This is a genomic window from Bosea sp. RAC05 (assembly GCF_001713455.1).
GTDB lineage: Bacteria > Pseudomonadota > Alphaproteobacteria > Rhizobiales > Beijerinckiaceae > Allobosea.
In genome coordinates this window covers 3,506,537-3,522,029 of the sequence record NZ_CP016464.1, presented here as the reverse complement: position 1 = coordinate 3,522,029, position 15,493 = coordinate 3,506,537, and the positions used below count along the sequence as shown (strand labels likewise).

Below are 15,493 nucleotides of genomic sequence, written 5' to 3'. Positions count from 1 at the left end.
CGCGCGGTCAGCCTCCGAAACGGTCGCGCCAGGCCGGCAGCGCGCCCGCGAAGGGCAGGGCGGTGGCGGCATGGACGCCGCGCGCGACGGCCCGCGCCAGCACATCGGCGGCGGTGGCGCAGAGTTCGGTCAGCGCGAAGGCGTCGGACGGCGCGCCGCTGTGGCCGGTCGCGGCGGCGAAGACGATGTCGCCGTCGAGCGCGCCATGGGAGGGTCGTAGCGCCCGCGCCAGCCCGTCATGGGCGGCGAGCGCGAGGCGCTTGCACTGCGCCTTGGTCAGCACGGCGTCGGTCGCGACCAAAGCAATCGTGGTGTTCTGGCCCGTGCCGCCCTTGAAGCGCAGGCCGAGATCCTCCGGCCGGATGCCGGCCGGCCAGCCACGCCCGCCGAACTCACGGTCGCGCTCATAGGGCGCCGCCCAGAAATGCGGGCCGTCGCCGATCGTCGCGGTGCCGACCGCATTGACCGCGACGAGCGCGCCGACGATCTGCCCCGTGGCGGCACGCGCGCTGGCGGAGCCGAGCCCGCCCTTGAGGTTGGCGGTGGTGGCGCCGTAGCCGGCGCCGGCCGTGCCCAAAGCGAAGTCGGCGGCGGCGCTGGCGGCGGCCTGGGCGCCGAGCCTTCGATAGGGCGATTCCGGCCCGCCCTTCGCCCAGGGCTTGGCGCCGCCATTGAGCAGGTCGAACAGGATCGCCTGCGGGACGATCGGCACATGCAGCGGGCCGATCGGGAAGCCGCGGCCCAGGCTCGCCAGATGCGCCATCACGCCATCGGCTGCCGCCAGCCCCCAGGCCGAGCCGCCCGAGAGCACGATCGCATCGACATGCTCGACCGTCATCTCCGGCTCGAGGAGAGCGGTCTCACGCACGCCGGGCGCGCCGCCGAGGATGGCGACGGAGGCCACCGTCGGGCGCTCGAACAGGGCGACGGTGACGCCGGTGGCCGCTGCGCTATCATCGGCGTGCCCGACGAGCAGGCCACGGACATCGGTGATGAGGTTGCGCATCGGTGGCTCGGGGCAGGGCAGCAGGATCGGGGAACGACCGAGAGGCCGGTGCGTTACATTACCGAGAGTTCATGATTGCGCCATCGCAAGGACAGCGCCGTCGGCTCATGCTCAGCATCATCGCGACCCGGCTTCGAGACCCGCTCAGCGACCTATCTTCGTCGACCCCTCTGGGAGATTCCGTATGAAACCCTTCGCCCTGATCGCCGCCTCCTCCATCGCCGCCCTGGCCGCGGGCTTCGCCGTCGCGCAGCCGGCGCCGATGCCGCCCGCCGGCGGCGAGCGCGACGGTTCGCGCCACGAGCGCAGCGAGCGCTATGAGGGCCGCGAGCAGCGACGCGAGGACGGCCGCGAGCGCCGCGCCGAGCGCATGCAGGAGCGCCTGAACGAGCGCCTCGCCAAGCTGCGCACCGACATGAAGCTGAAGCCGGAGCAGGTCGCGCTGTTCGACACGGTCGAGGGCGTGATCAAGAAGCGCGCCGAGGAGCGCCGCTCGGGCTGGTCGGCGATGCGCGAGCAGCGCGAGACTTTCCGCCATGCCGACATCATGGAGCGGCTCGACATGATGTCCGGCCGCCAGGCCGAGCGGGCCGCCCGCTCCAAGGAACTGGCCGACGCCGTGCGCCCGCTCTGGGCGACGCTCAGCGACGAGCAGAAGACGGTGGCGCGCCGCGCCGTGCGCGAGGCCATGGCCGAGGGCCGGGGCATGATGCGGGCGATGCATGAGCGCATGCATGGCGGCATGGACCAGCGCATGGAGGACCATCGCGGCGGCCGCGGCCATCATGACGGCGAGCGCGGGCCGCGCTGGGACCGCGGCGATTACGGCGACCGCCGCGGCTGATCACGCTCGCGAGTCAGATAATCGAAGGGCGGCTCGCGAGAGCCGCCCTTTTTCATGGGCCGATGCTCTCGGGCGCGTGGCTCTGGCTCAGGTGCCGACCGAATCGGTGACGCATTTCTTGGTGAAGCTCGTCTTGGCCGCGCCGGCGAGCTTCTTGTCGGCGGCCTGCTTGTCGCAGGCGGCGGTCGCGTCCTTCTCGCATTTGGTCAGGAAGCTGGTCTTGGCGGCGCCGGCCAGTTTCTTGTCGCCGGCCTGGACGGCGCAGCTCTGAGCCTGGGCGAAGGTGGTGACGCAGGTGAGGGCCAGGGCGGCCAGAAGGGTCTTCATCATCGTCGCTGATTCCCGTGGTTGGGGACCCCTAGGGTTACCCCTGCGGCAGACGGCCGCAAGCGGCTTTTCGCAGGGCACCGCCGCAAATCCGCCTTAACCCCTAACACGCTGGGAACAAAGCCAAAACGGCAATTTACCTTAAGTGTTCAACTTCGATTCATGTGTTTCTGTTTACGTTTTTGCAGGGAACGGGAAACAAAGGTTGGGCCATGAAGACACCATGGTTGATCTGGGGGATGCGGGGCTTCATCGGCCTCGTTTTCGTGACGAGCCTCTTCGGCCCGTATGCGCTGTCGATCCTGATCGGCTGCCTGGGGCTGGGCTGCTATTATTTCCGCGACGAGGTCGGCTCGCATCTGTGAGCGCCCGCGGCGCCGCCGCGCGCCGCGATTGATCCAGGCCAAGGCTGCCGGCCGCGCGACGCGCTAACAGCCGGGCATGATCTCCAGCGCCTTCCTTCTCGGGCTCGCCCTGCTCCTGGCCACGCCCGGCCCCACCAACACCCTGCTCGCGCTCGCGGGCGCGACGCAGCCCCGGGACGGGACGGCCCGCTTCCTCCTGCCGCGGCTCCTGCTCGCCGAACTCGCGGGCTATCTGTCCGCCGTGCTCGTGCTGGGGGCGCTGATGCACGCCGTCGGCGCCGGCATCGAGGCGATCCGCCCGGCCTTGCAGGCGGCGGCCGCGCTCTATCTCGCCCTGGCGGCGGTGCGGATGTGGCGGGCGCGCGGCGAGGTCGCCGCCGGCGCCGCGGTTGCGCCCGCGCAGATCCTGGCGACGACGCTGCTCAACCCCAAGACGCTGATCATCGCGCTCGTCCTGATGCCGGCCGGCTGGAGCGGGCAGGGCGCGGTCGCGGCCACCCATCTGGCGGCGATGGCGTTGATGATCCCGCTCGCGGGCGGGGCCTGGTTCCTCGGCGGGCGCGGGCTGGCCCGGGCCGCGGGCTCGCGCCTGCGCCGCGCCATCCCGCGCGCCTCGGCGGTGCTGCTCGGCCTGTTCGCGATGGTGCTGGCCGGGCGGGCGCTGGCGGGTTGGTGAGCGCGCCCGTGCCCGGCGGCCTTGGACCTCAGCGGCCGGTGACCGACACGCCGATCAGCAGCGGGTGGAGCCAGAGCGCGAAGACGACATAGAGCACGAGCCCCGCGGCGATCGCGATGACGTCGCGGCGGCCGAAGGCGACATTCGCCATGGCGGCACTGCGGGCGATCTCCTCGGGGCGACGCTTGACCGAGATGCGCGCCATCACCGCCCAGGCGAGGAAGCCGCCGAACAGCAGCAGGCTGCCGAGATCGCCATTGGCGAGGAGATGGGCGGTGGCCCAGATCTTCACCGCCAGCAGCATCGGGTGCTTGACGCGCGACAGCAGCCAGGAGGGCCGCCGGCCGACGGCGAGCAGGATGAAGATCGGCAGGTTGAGCAGCAGCGCCAGATGCCGCGTCCAGACCGGCGGCTCCCAGACGACCGTGTAGCCCGCCGCGCGCTGCAGCCCGTAGCCATAGATCAGCAGCAAGAAGCCGAGGATCGAAACGGCCGAATACAGCCCCCGGTAGCCGCCCGCGCCGAACCGCTCGATCAGCTGCTCGCGCAAATCGCGCTTCATCGTGACGGCATGCATGCCGAGGAACAGGACGAGGCCGAGGATCAGGACGAGCATGCAGAAGACGCCTCAGGTTGGACTTGTTCCAACCATGGACTGGCGGGGTGGGGTTTGGCTATGGGGTGGTAGTGTCGGCGGTGGTCGAGCGGGCCGATCGGCGCAGACACCCTTCTGCTGATGTTCTCGTTGGTGCAAATTTAAGGCAAGCTATGCCTTCATCTGCCTTGCGAAGCCAAATACCTCGCTCGAAGATGAACCGCCGTTTGGTCGATGCTGGGGTAAACACTCATCGCATTGATGTTTAGGCTGTTCAGTTGTTTGAGAATTTCCCTCTTATTTTGAATGGATACGCGATTTATTTCAATCCCATCCTGTCCGTATTCAGGCAGTGTGGCTTCGTGGCCAAACAACAAGAATGCGCCCGACTGAGATTTTATTCTAGTATTATTGCGTTTGGCCTTTACGCAAATTATCGATCTGAGGTCGTCTGGTGCGATCCTCGCTTCAAAAAAACCTTTTTCAGATTTGATATGGTGAAGCAATTTGAGTGCGGATTGAGTCTGATTAAAAATATCTACTTCGAGATTCAAGTCTAGCGAATTCTTTTGATCGTATGTTAGATTTGAAATATTAGATATACAACTTACTGTATCAGAGTCATAATATTTCATGTTATCTTCTTTTACATGAAAAATAATGACTTCACCATCGACATCGAGTGGTTCGGGATCACTGTGGCACGCAAAAAACAGCGCAACAAGGGGGTTGCTGGATATATCAAGTAGTCGAGTTGGTAGTCTGTAATGCTGCATTCTTACTAGCCTATCGAAACAATATTGATCAGATTGAAAATCGTCATAATGAGCAATAAGAAGTTCTTTGCAGAGTCGATCTTCGCTGGGCAGGAACTGCCATCCTCCATCAGCCCTGCGCCGAAACAGCGAGGGCGTGAGCTCAAATTGCGAATTTTCATGCCCCCGAAAGAATGTTTCGGTATCCTCTTTGGCTGCTAGACTATAAAGTATTTGCAGGAATTGTTCCACGCTGTCAGCCGTGCCAATTATTTTCTTGGTGCGCGGAGGCGGTTCAGTCAATATTGCGGCTGCATTGGGGGCCAGTTGTGCTTGGACTGCTTCTCTGAGTTCTGGCTTGATTTCTCCGAGCCGCGCTAGAATTTGATTTGCATCTCCCACCCTAACGGCCCAATGCGTGCGATAAAGCTGAAAGCCGCTGGCGTCGAAGACTTCACGTGCCGCCTCTATGTCAGAGAACGTCACATCTCCAAAATCGATTATCGTCGTGAACGACGTGGATACTTCCTTTGGGCTTACGGTGGTGTTTTCGATTACCCCATACTTTATCAGCATGGAGGCGGATCCCTTGGCGCGTTCAATTTCCGTACAAAGAAACGTGGGGATGCTTTCAAGGAAGGCGATTGAGCTTGGCTCAAGATTTTCGAGGCGCTTAGCTATATCGCTAGGCGTGTATTCAAACATTCGCCCCCGTGTCATCCCAATTAGGCCAACCGGGTCTTCAACCATTTCGCGTGCGCCAAAGGCGATATAATTGAAATTCTCGGACATCTGCCCTCGTTCCAGCCTGCGCGTAGGGTCATTAGATCTGGGTTAGCAGCATACTGCAACAACTCGCATTAGCGAGGATGACGTCGTGAGAGCGACAAATGTCTGCATGCCAATTATCATTGGTGGCTGCAACAACAGTTGCATCTGAACGGAGCGTGAGCCGCACACCAAGTGTGTAACAAAAAAGGGGACGGCGATTGCTCGCCATCCCCCCAAATGCTTCGGCCAACGGGCCTTGCGGCCCGCGCCCGTCCGATCAGCGCGAGTAGAACTCGATGACCAGGTTCGGTTCCATCTGCACCGCATAGGGCACGTCCGTCAGCGTCGGCGTGCGGGTGAAGGTGGCGGTCGACTTGGTGTGGTCGGTGTCGAGATAATCCGGCACGTCGCGCTCGGCGAGCTGGGCCGACTCGAGCACGATGGCGAGCTGGCGCGAGCTCTCCTTCACCGCGATCACGTCACCCGGCTTGACCTGGTAGGAGGCGATGTTGACGCGCTTGCCGTTGACCGTGATGTGGCCGTGGTTGACGAACTGACGGGCGGCGAAGACCGTCGGCACGAACTTGGCGCGGTAGATCACGGCGTCCAGGCGGCGCTCGAGCAGGCCGATCAGGTTCTCGCCCGAGTCGCCCTTGAGGCGGATCGCCTCGGCGTAGTAGCGGCGGAACTGCTTCTCGGAGATCGAGCCGTAATAGCCCTTCAGCTTCTGCTTGGCGCGCAGCTGCGTGCCGAAGTCCGACGGCTTGCCCTTGCGGCGCTGGCCGTGCTGGCCGGGGCCGTATTCGCGGCGGTTGACCGGGGACTTCGGGCGGCCCCAGATGTTCTGACCGAGGCGGCGGTCAATCTTGTATTTCGCCTCATGGCGCTTCGACATATCGCGTGTCCTCGTGAGTTCGCGAGTTGAGGACCGCGCCCTCCTGCTCTCCCGCATGGGGCGGGAGCGACAGATCCGGCTTCCGAAGAAAGCGGATCACGGGTGCGGAAAAAGCCACGCGGGCCTTTTGGGCCCGCGCGACGCCGGCTTAGAACCATCTACGGGGGCATTTGTCAAACGCGCAGCGGCGGGCGGTGCCTGTCTCCCGCCACCTCCAGCTTCAATCGTGCGTCATCCTGGACTTCGCGCAGCGAAGGCCGGGATCCATCGGAGGGCGCCGAAGCCTCCGATGGATCCCGGTCGACCTGCGGTCGCCCAGGATGACGGGGAGGTGACGGGGAGGAGGAGTGGTTGGCCTGATACATGGCGCCCCTGCGCGCGCTGCCCTCGCGCGGGGGCTTGCGACCTGCCACGATCGCGCCCGCTCGATTCCGACTGAAGGTACCGCCATGGCCCTCGCCACACCGCCCGTCCAGGACAATGCCTATGCCGCCGCGCTCGCGCTGCTCGACCGCGCGCCGCTGATCGACGGGCATAACGACCTTCCTTACGTCATCCGGCTCGACCGCACGGCGAAGGGCGATGTCGGCCTCTACGACCTGACGAAAATCCATGAGAAGGGCGACACCGACATCCCGCGGATGCAGGCCGGCAAGCTCGCGGCGCAGTTCTTCGCGGCCTATGTCCCGCCCAAGCAGCGCAACCCGGCCGGCTTCGCGCTCGCGCAGATCGCGCTGATGCGCGACATCCTCAAGCGCCATGCCGACGTCTTCCGGCCTGGGCTGAGTGCCGCCGATGTGCTGGCGGCGAAGGCCGAGGGGCGCATCGCGCTGTTCATGACGATCGAGAACGGCACGGCGCTCGACGGCGAACTCGACGCGCTCGACGCTTATTTCGACCTCGGCATCCGGCTGATGACGCTGTGCCACAACGACAGCCATGACTGGTGCGATTCCGCCACCGACGCGCCGCGCAACAACGGGCTCAGCGCCTTCGGCAAGCAGGTGATCGGCCGGATGAACACACTCGGCATGGTCGTCGACCTCGCCCATGTCTCGCCCAAGGTGATGCATGACACGCTCGACGTGACGCGGGCGCCCGTCGTCTGGTCCCATTCCAACGCGTTTTCGCTCTGCGACCATCCGCGCAACGTGCCCGACGACGTGCTCGACCGGGTCGCGGGCAATGGCGGGGTGGTGATGGCGACCTTCGTGCCGGACTTCATCAGCCAGGCCTCGCGCGACTGGCACAAGCCCGCCAAGGACCAGTACGGCAAGTCGCCGGACGGGGTCGATCACGTCAAGGTCGAGGCCGATCTCGCCGCCAAGGCCGGCCCGCGCCCGAAGGCGACGCTGGCGCAGTATTGCGACCATCTGGACTATCTGGCCAAGCGCATCGGCCACGACCATGTCGGCATCGGCTCGGATTTCTTCGGCTGGATCAACCCCGACGGGCTGGAGGATACGAGCGTCTTCCCGGCGCTGGTGGCGGAGCTGATCCGGCGCGGCTGGTCGGAAACCGATCTCGAAAAGCTCGCCGGCGGCAACACGCTGCGGGTGCTGCGGGCGGTCGAGGCGGCGGCGGGCTGAGGACGGGCAGAGAGCCGTCATGGTCGGGCTCGTCCCGACCATCCACGTCTTCCTTCGTCGCGAGCGGTGTTCAAGACGTGGATGCTCGCCACAAGGGCGAGCATGACGGTTGAGGCTTGACCCTGTGCCTCCTTGGGGCGATTCCCCGGTCGCTCCCGCGCTCCGCGGGATTGACGAGACCTGAAAACATGACCGGTTCCGGTACCGACCGCACGCGCCCTCCTGCCACGGCTCCGGCGCCGGTCATCATCCTGGTCGAGCCGCAGATGGCCGAGAATATCGGCATGTGCGCACGCGCCATGGCGAATTTCGGCCTCTCCGAGATGCGGCTGGTGGCGCCGCGCGACGGCTGGCCGAGCGGCGGCGGCCTGAAGAAGGGCGCGACCTCGGCCGCCTCGGGCGCGACCTATATCCTCGAGAACGCCCGGCTCTTCCCGACCGCGGCCGAGGCGATCGCCGATCTCAACTTCGTGCTGGCGACGACGGCGCGCGAGCGCGGCCAGATGAAGCGCGTGGTCACCCCGGCCGAGGCGATGGCGCCGCTGGCGCAGCGCATCGCGGGCACCGAGCGCGTCGGCATCCTGTTCGGGCGCGAGCGGATCGGGCTGACGAACGAGGAGATCTCCTTTGCCGACGCGATCCTGACCTTCCCGGTCAATCCGGCCTTCGCCTCGCTCAACCTCGCCCAGGCGGTGCTGCTCGTCGGCTATGAATGGTTCAATGCGACCGGCGGCGAGCCGCCCTTCCGCGAGGCCAATCTTTCGCCGCCGGCGACGCGGGCGACGGTGTTGTCGATGTTCGACTATGTCGAGGCCGAGCTCGACCAGTGCGGCTTTTTCCCGCCGGGCAAGAAGCAGATCATGACCGCCAATCTGCGCGACATCCTGCATCGGCTGGCGATGACCGAGCAGGAGGCGCGGACGCTGCGCGGCGTGTTCAAGTCGCTGACCGAGGGGCCGCGGCGGCGACAGGCGCCGAAGGGCGGCGAGGGGGAGTAGCGGGCAAGAGGGGGTTCATCGTAGCATCCCCCCCCTTGCTCTGCTGGAGAAGCGCCTTGGACCGATCAACGAACGGTTCATTACTAGATGAGCCGGGGCCAGGCATGCTTGCCGGAAACCTCGGTGAACCGATTAAGCTGACGGAGTTGCAGCTCAACGGCGTCGCTGGCGAAACGGGGCGCGGCGGTCAAACGATCAAAGTATTTACGCGTCTCTCTCTGACGTCGGATGATCGATTGTTCCACAGAGTAGTCGAGGGGCTAACTGGACATATTGAAGATCGCGTACGAGCGGTAGAAAAAAATGTCAACTTGACACGTTCAAGTTACGTATTGCTTGTAATTCATCCCGACAATACGGGTGAGTTATGGCTCGATACAGCAGCGGTTTCTCTCAATATCATGGCGAAACGTCCCGTTGTGGTCGGGGCTGCCATTTTCGAGGCGGATGTAGCGGATGTGGTCGCAATGTCGTTCCCGCTCGTGGCGATTGGCAAGGAGGATCGCGTTGTCTGTGTTTTTCGAGAAGGTTGGCGGTTTGCTCTCTTTTTCGACTTCAACCCAGGTGGTGAACTCTCGATCGACAGAATGGAGAGAGACCTCGGGACGCTGTATCGCCGACTCAAATACCGCGATTTATACGACGCCATCGCTGATGAAAGCGTGTTTGGACGGCTTACCGAAGCCGGCTGGTTTCCTTTCGTAGAGATTCTCGGCCGAGAATTTCGCGGACTAGTGAGTCACTGCGAAGCTGGATTCGACCTTGAAGAGGCCGAAACGAATTTGCTCGCTGCGTTCGACACGCAGCGGGTTGAAACGATGTTTGCGCGTTGGATGGCCAAGACCCATTTCGCGGGCAAGGAACGCCTTCTGCGGTCGGCATTAAATAATTTTGTGTCTGGCGATGCGGTTGCGGCACTGAAAATCATTCTCACCGAGATCGAAGGCATTCTGAGTGACGCCTACCGCCAAATTCATGGCAATAGTGCTAAGCTAGAAACGCTTCTCAAATTCGCTGTGAAATCTGCAGAAAATAAAGCTGGTCAGCCCGATACATTGCTTCTTTCAGCAGCGTTTGCCCATTATCTAAAGTCACATACATTCGCGAAATTTGATCCATTAACGCGAACTGGAAAGGCTAGTTCACGTCACGCAGTCGGACATGGCCAAGCCGATGCTGACAGCTACACTCAGGTTCGTGCGCTTCAAGCGCTACTTACGCTAGATCAGATTGCATTCTATACGTAATCTGAACTGAGACGCGATCAAAAAACGACCGGCCCCGAAGGCCCGGCCGGCGACGTGTCCCGGGTCTGACAAACGCAAGGCTCGTCAGAACCGGTACTTCATCGTGGCCTTCACCGTCCGGCCGGTGTCGCTGTCGTCGTTGCGACCCTGCCGCCGGAGGCGCGGGCGATCTGGGCGTGAGCGGGTCCGTGAATCGCGATCTGCAGTGAACCGGGTGCTGCGCCGCTGCGACTGAGCGTTGCGGGCTTGTTGCCCGCGGCCGCAAACGGTGCGCTCGATTGGAGTTCGCCGTGCCCCGTCAGACGGGCGTAACGCTGATCGGACACCGACGATGGCTACGCTCGCAGAAGACGTCGATGCCTATTTCGGCGAGGACACCTATGACTGGGCGGCCGACCTCGCCCGGCGCACGCGGCTGGCCCGCAACACCTATGACACCTTCGTGCGGCGCTTCTTCGGCATCTATGACGATGGCCTGTACCTTCGCCTCGACCTGCTGGAGCAGATCGCGGCCGATGTCGATCTGGCGTTCAGGAAGCTTCGGGCGCGGCAGAAGGTCGACCGCCGTCAGTTCAAGACCGTGATCGAGCTGTTCGAAACCGCCAGCGACTGTGTCGAACTCGAGATCGAGCAATTGCAGGGGATGTTCGGTCACGGGCTGGCCAGCGCGATGACGCCCTTCGTCCGGATGTTCCCCTTCCGGGAACTCGCCCGCGAACTCAAGGCTTACGAGCAGGCGCTGTCACGGCTCGATGGTGCGCTGGCCCAGGCGAACCGTGAACTCACCGAGGCAAAGGTCGACAAGGCCATCGACATCGTCCAGGGCATCCTCACCTTCGCCTTGCCCGAGATCGCCCTGGCGAAGGAGATCGTGCTGGGCGCCGCCGGGCTCTTCGCGGATTCCCGTCTGGGACCGCAGGACCCCGACGCGTCCAAGATCGCGCGCACGACAGCCTCGACGCTGAAGGAGCCCTTGCTGAAGGTGACCAAGCTGACGAAGTCGATGACCAACGTCGCCGGCGTCGCCTCGAAAATGAACGCCGTCTATGACGTCATCAGCTCCGATGAACTCGATGCGGCCCATGCCGCCATCCGGACTGTCAAAGCCGCCATCGACCATGAGAAAGCGGTCCACAAGCGGATCATGGACAACATCTGGTCGAAATGGCGCATCCGCATCGCCGGCTTTCAGGCTTCGCTGGAGCGCGCCAATCGCCAGCTGGAAGAGTCGGCCGCGCGCCTGAACGAGGTCCGCGACGCGCTGCGCGATCAGCGCGAGATCGCCAGGTACAGATCGCCGACCCCCTGGCGCCTCGGCATCTGATGCGTCTTACTTTCTGGCGGTGCCGCTCACCCGTGGGCGTGAAGCCAGTCCCGAACGACAACGGCCGGCCCCGAAGGGCCGGCCGGCGACGTATCCCGGGTCTTACACGAATGCGGGCGCGTCAGAACTGGTACTTCATCGTCGCCTTCACCGTGCGGCCGGGCTCGGTGTAGTAGTCGCGGGCCTGGGCGAGGACGCCGGTGGGAACGTTGACCGCGTCCCAGTACTTGCGGTCGAAGATGTTGTAGACGCCGATCTGCAGTTCGAGGTCGGCGATCTGCGGCATCGGCTTCCACCAGGCGGTGGCGTTGAAGATCGCATAGCCCGGCGCCTTGAAGCCCTGGGTCGCGCCGGTGGTGGCGGCGACGTCGTTGCGGGCGGAGGCGAGCTTGGTCGAGACCTCGGCGCCCCAGCGCTCGGTGCCATAGGCGACGGCAATGATGCCCTGCATCGGCGGGATCGAGTTCAGGAAGGTGTTGTCGTCCTTGTTCTTGCCGCGGGTGTAGGCGAAGGAGCCGCGCACCAGCCAGTTCTGGGCGAAGGCGTATTGCATGTTCGCCTCGAAGCCCTGGATCTCGGCCCGCGTGATGTTGCGGAAGCTCTGGATGCCGCCCTGCGGGTAGAGCCCGCCGACGCCGGGCGCCTGGGTCTGCACCTGCTCGATGAAGTTGCGGTAATTGGTGTGGAAATAGGTCAGCGAGCCGCCGAAGGCCTTGTCGCCGAAGCGGAGGCCGACATCGATGCCGTTGCCGGTCTCGGGGCGCAGATCCGGGTTGCCGGTGCGCAGATAGGTCGTCGGCGAGCCGAAGCGGCCATAGAGCTCGTTGGCGGTCGGTGCGCGGAAGCTCTTGGCCCATTGCGCGAAGACGGTGACGTCCTTGAACCAGGGGGTGTTCTTCAAGACCTCGTATTCGAGCCGGATGCGCGGCGACCAGGCCGAGTCGCTGGAGGCGGCGGGCAGGCCGGTCGGGCGCGAGGCGCTGTTCGAATAGGCCGGCGTGTATTGCGGCTTTTCCTCATACCAGTCGTAGCGCAGGCCGGGGGTGATGCGCAGGCGGTTGTCCAGCAGGCCGATCTCGTCCTGGATGTAGAAGCCGGCGAGGCGCCCATCGACCTTGGGCTGCTCGGCCTGGTTGGTGGGGATGTTGTTGCAGGTCGTGAAGGGGGCCGTGTAGATGCCGCTCGCCGGACGGGCCGGGCAGGCGTCCGAGCCGGCGCTGTACTGCTCCAGGCTCGACATGCGCAGCTCGGTGCCGGCGAGCACCTTGTGCGAGAGCATCCCGGTGTTGAAGTTCTTGATGACGTGGCCGTTGAAGCCGTAGGCCTCTTCCTCGTTCTGGTTGTCGCGGGCGTAGAGGCCGACGATGCTGGTGTAGCGGTAGCCGTTGGTCAGGTCGTTGCGCTTCAGGCGCTGCCAGTAGGCCAGCGCGTGGGCTTCGTCGAAGAAGGAGCCCGGCATCTTGTAGTCGTAGCTCAGCGAGACGCGGTCGCGCTGGACGTCCTCGCCGGTGCGATAGGCGCCGGGACGGTAGTTGCCGGTGAGCGAGACGGCATTGTCGCGGTTGTAGATCCGGTCCGAGCGCTTGAAGGTCTCGGCGGTCAGGCCGAAGCGGTGGGCCTGGTCGTTCGAATACTGGTAGAGCTTGGCGAGGAAGCTGTACTGGTCGAAGTCGCGCGGGTTGGGTTCGGTGCGCGCGGCGCCCACCGTCTTGTCGCTGCCGCGATTGCCGGTCTCGCGACCGTTGCGGAAGCCGCCCTGGACCAGGGCCCAGGTGTTGTTGAAGCGCGCCGCGCCCGCCGCGCTGCCGAAGACGGCGCGGTCGGTGCTGTCGAAGCCGGTCTTGGCCAGCGCGCCATAGCTGCGGCCATTGCGAATGATGTCCTCGGGGTCGAGCGTGCGCACGGCGAGTGCGCCGCCGAGCGAGCCGGCGCCGATGGTGCTGCCGCCGCTCGGGCCGCGCAGCAGGTCGAGCGTCGAGAGCGAGTCGAAGTCGAAGGCGGTGGTGCCGCCGCGGTTCAGGCGCGTGTCGATCAGGAAGGGCTGGCGGATGCCGTCCACCGTCGTCAGCACGCGCGCGCCGTCGAGGCCGCGGATGTTGATGCTGTTGTTCTGGCGGTTGAAGGTGATGCCGGCCTCGACGCGGGTCGAGAGGTCGGTCAGGCTCTGGACCTGCTGGCGGTCGAGCTGCTCGCGCGTCGTGCGCGTCGTGGTCGGGCCGGCGACGAGCGCCTGGCCCGGCGTGCCCTGGCCCTCGACGGTGATCTGGTCGAGCACGACCGGCGCTTCCGCCGCCGGGGCGGCGGGCGCGGTGCGGCTGCGCGTTTGCTGCTGCGCCAGCGCCGGCGTCGCCAGCAGCATCACCACCAGAGTTCCCAGCGCCACGCCCTCGCGCAGCCCGCCTGAATGAATCCCCATCGCCTTGACCCGCCCTTGCTGTCGCGGAAGGCCCGAGCCCACCGCGTCACAGAGTTTAAAATGAATATAAACAAGGCCTTATACGCTCGATAAGGCTCTCATCGGTTATGGGTGGAGTCGAAGACTGTCAATCACTCGTGGCGCGAAGAATACAGTCCGATGCGGCGAAGACACATTCGTGCAATCGCTCCAATGAAATCTTCATTTTACATTGTTCTAAAGAAGCGATGCGTCTCGGCGACCGGCCGCGCGGCGGGCTCCCGATCTCGTGAACGATCCGGGCGCCGGCGCCGACATGTTCCTGTTGCAACGCGGCGGCAGGGTCCCAACATGAGTTCCTGAATCGGAACGCTCTCACACCATGCTCGACCGCCGGACCATGTTGACAGGATCTGCTGCGATGGCGGCGTCGGTGGCGCTGCCGCTGGGGAGCGGCCTCGCGGCCGAGGCCGATGTGATCGTCATCGGGGCCGGGGCGGCCGGGATCGCGGCGGCCCATCAGCTCAAGGCGGCCGGCCGCCGGGCGATCGTGCTGGAGGCGCGCGACCGCGTCGGCGGACGCGCCTTCACCGACGCCTCGCTCGGGCCGGCCTATGACGCCGGCGCGATGTTCATCCACTGGGCCGAGCGCAACCCCTGGGTCCAGATCGCCCGCGATCTCGGCGTCGCGACCTCCGACGAATCCTGGGGCGGCGGATTTCGCGTCTTTGCCGGCGGGCAGCCGATGGCCGATGCCGACCGGCAGCGGCGGCGCGGTGCCTTCGGCCAGATCGACCGGCGGCTCGAGACGGTCGATCTGGCGAAGCGCGACGTCTCGATCCGCGATCTGCTGGGCGATCTTGGCCCCGATCTGGCGCCGATCGCCTCATCGGGGCTGCTGCTCTCGATCGGCGAGGAATCGGAGCGGATTTCGGCGCGCGACTATCAGCGGCTTTGGGCGGGGGAGGACCTCCTCGTGCCCTCGGGCTATGGCAACCTCGTCGTGCGGCACGGGGCCGGGCTCGACATCCGCCTGAACCAGCCCGTCAGCGAGATCCGCTGGGACGGGCCGGGCGTGAGCGTGACGACGCCGGCGGGGACCCTGCGGGCGCAGGCCTGCATCGTGACCGTGCCCGTCGGCGTGCTCAAGGCGGGCGCGATCCGCTTCACGCCCGCGCTGCCGGCCCGCACCCGCGATGCGCTCGACGGGATCGGCATGGGGGCGCTGACCAAGATCGCGCTGAAGGTCGAGGGGGATCGTTTCGGCATTTCGCCGGGCACCAGCTTCCTCGAGGCCGGCTCGCCGAAGCGGCTGATGAATTTCGACCTGTTTCCCGAGGGCAAGGACCTGATCGTCGCCTTCTGCGGCGGCGATCACGCGCGCGAACTCTCCGCCGCGGGGCCCGCCGCGACCCGCGACCATCTGACGACGCTGCTGTCGTCGATGATCGGCTCCGATATCCGCAAGGCGGTGACGGGGATTTCCTTCCCCGCCTGGTGGACCGACCCGTTCTCGCGCGGCTCCTATTCGGTCTGCCTGCCGGGCCGGGAGGCGGCGCGTGAGCAACTGGCCGAGCCGATCGGCGGGCGTCTGTTCATCGCCGGCGAGGCCACGGCCGGCGGCGGCGCCATGACCGTTGGCGGGGCGACGCTGGCGGGCCGCGCAGCGGCCGCGGCCGTGGCGCGGATCAAGGCCTGAGGCGCCG

At 65.1% G+C, this 15,493-nt stretch carries 14 protein-coding genes; 8 read left to right on the top strand and 6 right to left on the bottom strand.

Features of this window, described 5'->3' with window-relative positions; genetic code table 11:
• Positions 1-7: 7 nt before the first annotated feature.
• Positions 8-1,006 (bottom strand): P1 family peptidase, encoded by a 999-nt coding sequence (locus tag BSY19_RS20170; RefSeq protein ID WP_069055695.1) that lies wholly within the window; start codon positions 1,004-1,006, stop codon positions 8-10.
• Between the two features lie 184 nt (positions 1,007-1,190).
• On the opposite strand from BSY19_RS20170, the gene BSY19_RS20165 reads away from it, so the two are divergent.
• Positions 1,191-1,850 (top strand): Spy/CpxP family protein refolding chaperone, encoded by a 660-nt coding sequence (locus BSY19_RS20165; RefSeq protein ID WP_069055694.1) that lies wholly within the window; start codon positions 1,191-1,193, stop codon positions 1,848-1,850.
• Positions 1,851-1,937: 87 nt separating this feature from the next.
• On the opposite strand, the gene BSY19_RS20160 is transcribed toward BSY19_RS20165, so the two are convergent.
• Positions 1,938-2,180 (bottom strand): hypothetical protein, encoded by a 243-nt coding sequence (locus BSY19_RS20160; RefSeq protein WP_069055693.1) that lies wholly within the window; start codon positions 2,178-2,180, stop codon positions 1,938-1,940.
• 209 nt (positions 2,181-2,389) lie between these two features.
• Here BSY19_RS20160 and BSY19_RS28030 point away from each other — a divergent pair, with 209 nt between their 5' ends.
• Both BSY19_RS28030 and BSY19_RS20155 read left to right on the top strand, forming a co-directional pair.
• Entirely contained in the window at positions 2,390-2,542 is a 153-nt protein-coding gene (locus BSY19_RS28030) for a hypothetical protein (RefSeq protein ID WP_171905179.1), read from the top strand.
• Positions 2,543-2,618: 76 nt separating this feature from the next.
• Positions 2,619-3,218 carry a hypothetical protein gene (locus BSY19_RS20155; protein WP_069055692.1) on the top strand — a complete coding sequence of 200 codons (600 nt, stop codon included), beginning with the start codon at positions 2,619-2,621 and terminating at the stop codon, positions 3,216-3,218.
• A 28-nt stretch (positions 3,219-3,246) separates the two neighbouring features.
• On the opposite strand, the gene BSY19_RS20150 is transcribed toward BSY19_RS20155, so the two are convergent.
• The 3 genes from BSY19_RS20150 to rpsD all read right to left on the bottom strand — a co-directional run bounded on the left by BSY19_RS20150 (position 3,247) and on the right by rpsD (position 6,234).
• A complete protein-coding gene (locus BSY19_RS20150; RefSeq protein WP_069055691.1) occupies positions 3,247-3,834 on the bottom strand; it encodes an NnrU family protein in 588 nt (195 codons plus the stop codon).
• A 158-nt stretch (positions 3,835-3,992) separates the two neighbouring features.
• Positions 3,993-5,360 (bottom strand): FRG domain-containing protein, encoded by a 1,368-nt coding sequence (locus tag BSY19_RS27130; RefSeq protein ID WP_083247726.1) that lies wholly within the window; start codon positions 5,358-5,360, stop codon positions 3,993-3,995.
• A 256-nt stretch (positions 5,361-5,616) separates the two neighbouring features.
• Positions 5,617-6,234, bottom strand: coding sequence for a 30S ribosomal protein S4 (gene rpsD, locus BSY19_RS20145; protein ID WP_069055690.1), 618 nt, complete (start codon positions 6,232-6,234; stop codon positions 5,617-5,619).
• 449 nt (positions 6,235-6,683) lie between these two features.
• Here rpsD and BSY19_RS20140 point away from each other — a divergent pair, with 449 nt between their 5' ends.
• The 4 genes from BSY19_RS20140 (at position 6,684) to BSY19_RS20130 (ending at position 11,392) form a co-directional block, all read left to right on the top strand.
• Positions 6,684-7,823, top strand: a complete 1,140-nt coding sequence (locus BSY19_RS20140; RefSeq protein ID WP_069055689.1) for a dipeptidase — start codon at positions 6,684-6,686, stop codon at positions 7,821-7,823.
• Positions 7,824-8,011: 188 nt separating this feature from the next.
• Positions 8,012-8,821, top strand: a complete 810-nt coding sequence (locus tag BSY19_RS20135; RefSeq protein WP_069055688.1) for an RNA methyltransferase — start codon at positions 8,012-8,014, stop codon at positions 8,819-8,821.
• A 56-nt stretch (positions 8,822-8,877) separates the two neighbouring features.
• Positions 8,878-10,068, top strand: coding sequence for a hypothetical protein (locus BSY19_RS28205; protein WP_210184389.1), 1,191 nt, complete (start codon positions 8,878-8,880; stop codon positions 10,066-10,068).
• A gap of 331 nt (positions 10,069-10,399) precedes the next feature.
• On the top strand, positions 10,400-11,392 hold the full coding sequence (locus BSY19_RS20130) for a hypothetical protein (protein WP_069055687.1): 993 nt from the start codon (positions 10,400-10,402) through the stop codon (positions 11,390-11,392).
• Between the two features lie 121 nt (positions 11,393-11,513).
• On the opposite strand, the gene BSY19_RS20125 is transcribed toward BSY19_RS20130, so the two are convergent.
• On the bottom strand, positions 11,514-13,808 hold the full coding sequence (locus tag BSY19_RS20125; RefSeq protein WP_083247725.1) for a TonB-dependent hemoglobin/transferrin/lactoferrin family receptor: 2,295 nt from the start codon (positions 13,806-13,808) through the stop codon (positions 11,514-11,516).
• A 400-nt stretch (positions 13,809-14,208) separates the two neighbouring features.
• On the opposite strand from BSY19_RS20125, the gene BSY19_RS20120 reads away from it, so the two are divergent.
• Positions 14,209-15,486, top strand: a complete 1,278-nt coding sequence (locus BSY19_RS20120; RefSeq protein WP_236840416.1) for a flavin monoamine oxidase family protein — start codon at positions 14,209-14,211, stop codon at positions 15,484-15,486.
• Positions 15,487-15,493 lie beyond the last annotated feature (7 nt).

What these genes read in the sequence shown, in the direction of transcription:
- BSY19_RS20170 (WP_069055695.1), bottom strand. Translation starts at nt 1,006, where the DNA reads ATGCGCAACCTCATCACCGATGTCCGTGGCCTGCTCGTCGGGCACGCC.
- BSY19_RS20150 (WP_069055691.1), bottom strand. Translation starts at nt 3,834, where the DNA reads ATGCTCGTCCTGATCCTCGGCCTCGTCCTGTTCCTCGGCATGCATGCC.
- BSY19_RS28030 (WP_171905179.1), top strand. Translation starts at nt 2,390, where the DNA reads ATGAAGACACCATGGTTGATCTGGGGGATGCGGGGCTTCATCGGCCTC.
- BSY19_RS20165 (WP_069055694.1), top strand. Translation starts at nt 1,191, where the DNA reads ATGAAACCCTTCGCCCTGATCGCCGCCTCCTCCATCGCCGCCCTGGCC.
- BSY19_RS20160 (WP_069055693.1), bottom strand. Translation starts at nt 2,180, where the DNA reads ATGATGAAGACCCTTCTGGCCGCCCTGGCCCTCACCTGCGTCACCACC.
- BSY19_RS27130 (WP_083247726.1), bottom strand. Translation starts at nt 5,360, where the DNA reads ATGTCCGAGAATTTCAATTATATCGCCTTTGGCGCACGCGAAATGGTT.
- BSY19_RS20155 (WP_069055692.1), top strand. Translation starts at nt 2,619, where the DNA reads ATGATCTCCAGCGCCTTCCTTCTCGGGCTCGCCCTGCTCCTGGCCACG.
- BSY19_RS20125 (WP_083247725.1), bottom strand. Translation starts at nt 13,808, where the DNA reads ATGGGGATTCATTCAGGCGGGCTGCGCGAGGGCGTGGCGCTGGGAACT.
- BSY19_RS20140 (WP_069055689.1), top strand. Translation starts at nt 6,684, where the DNA reads ATGGCCCTCGCCACACCGCCCGTCCAGGACAATGCCTATGCCGCCGCG.
- BSY19_RS20130 (WP_069055687.1), top strand. Translation starts at nt 10,400, where the DNA reads ATGGCTACGCTCGCAGAAGACGTCGATGCCTATTTCGGCGAGGACACC.
- BSY19_RS20135 (WP_069055688.1), top strand. Translation starts at nt 8,012, where the DNA reads ATGACCGGTTCCGGTACCGACCGCACGCGCCCTCCTGCCACGGCTCCG.
- BSY19_RS20120 (WP_236840416.1), top strand. Translation starts at nt 14,209, where the DNA reads ATGGCGGCGTCGGTGGCGCTGCCGCTGGGGAGCGGCCTCGCGGCCGAG.
- rpsD (WP_069055690.1), bottom strand. Translation starts at nt 6,234, where the DNA reads ATGTCGAAGCGCCATGAGGCGAAATACAAGATTGACCGCCGCCTCGGT.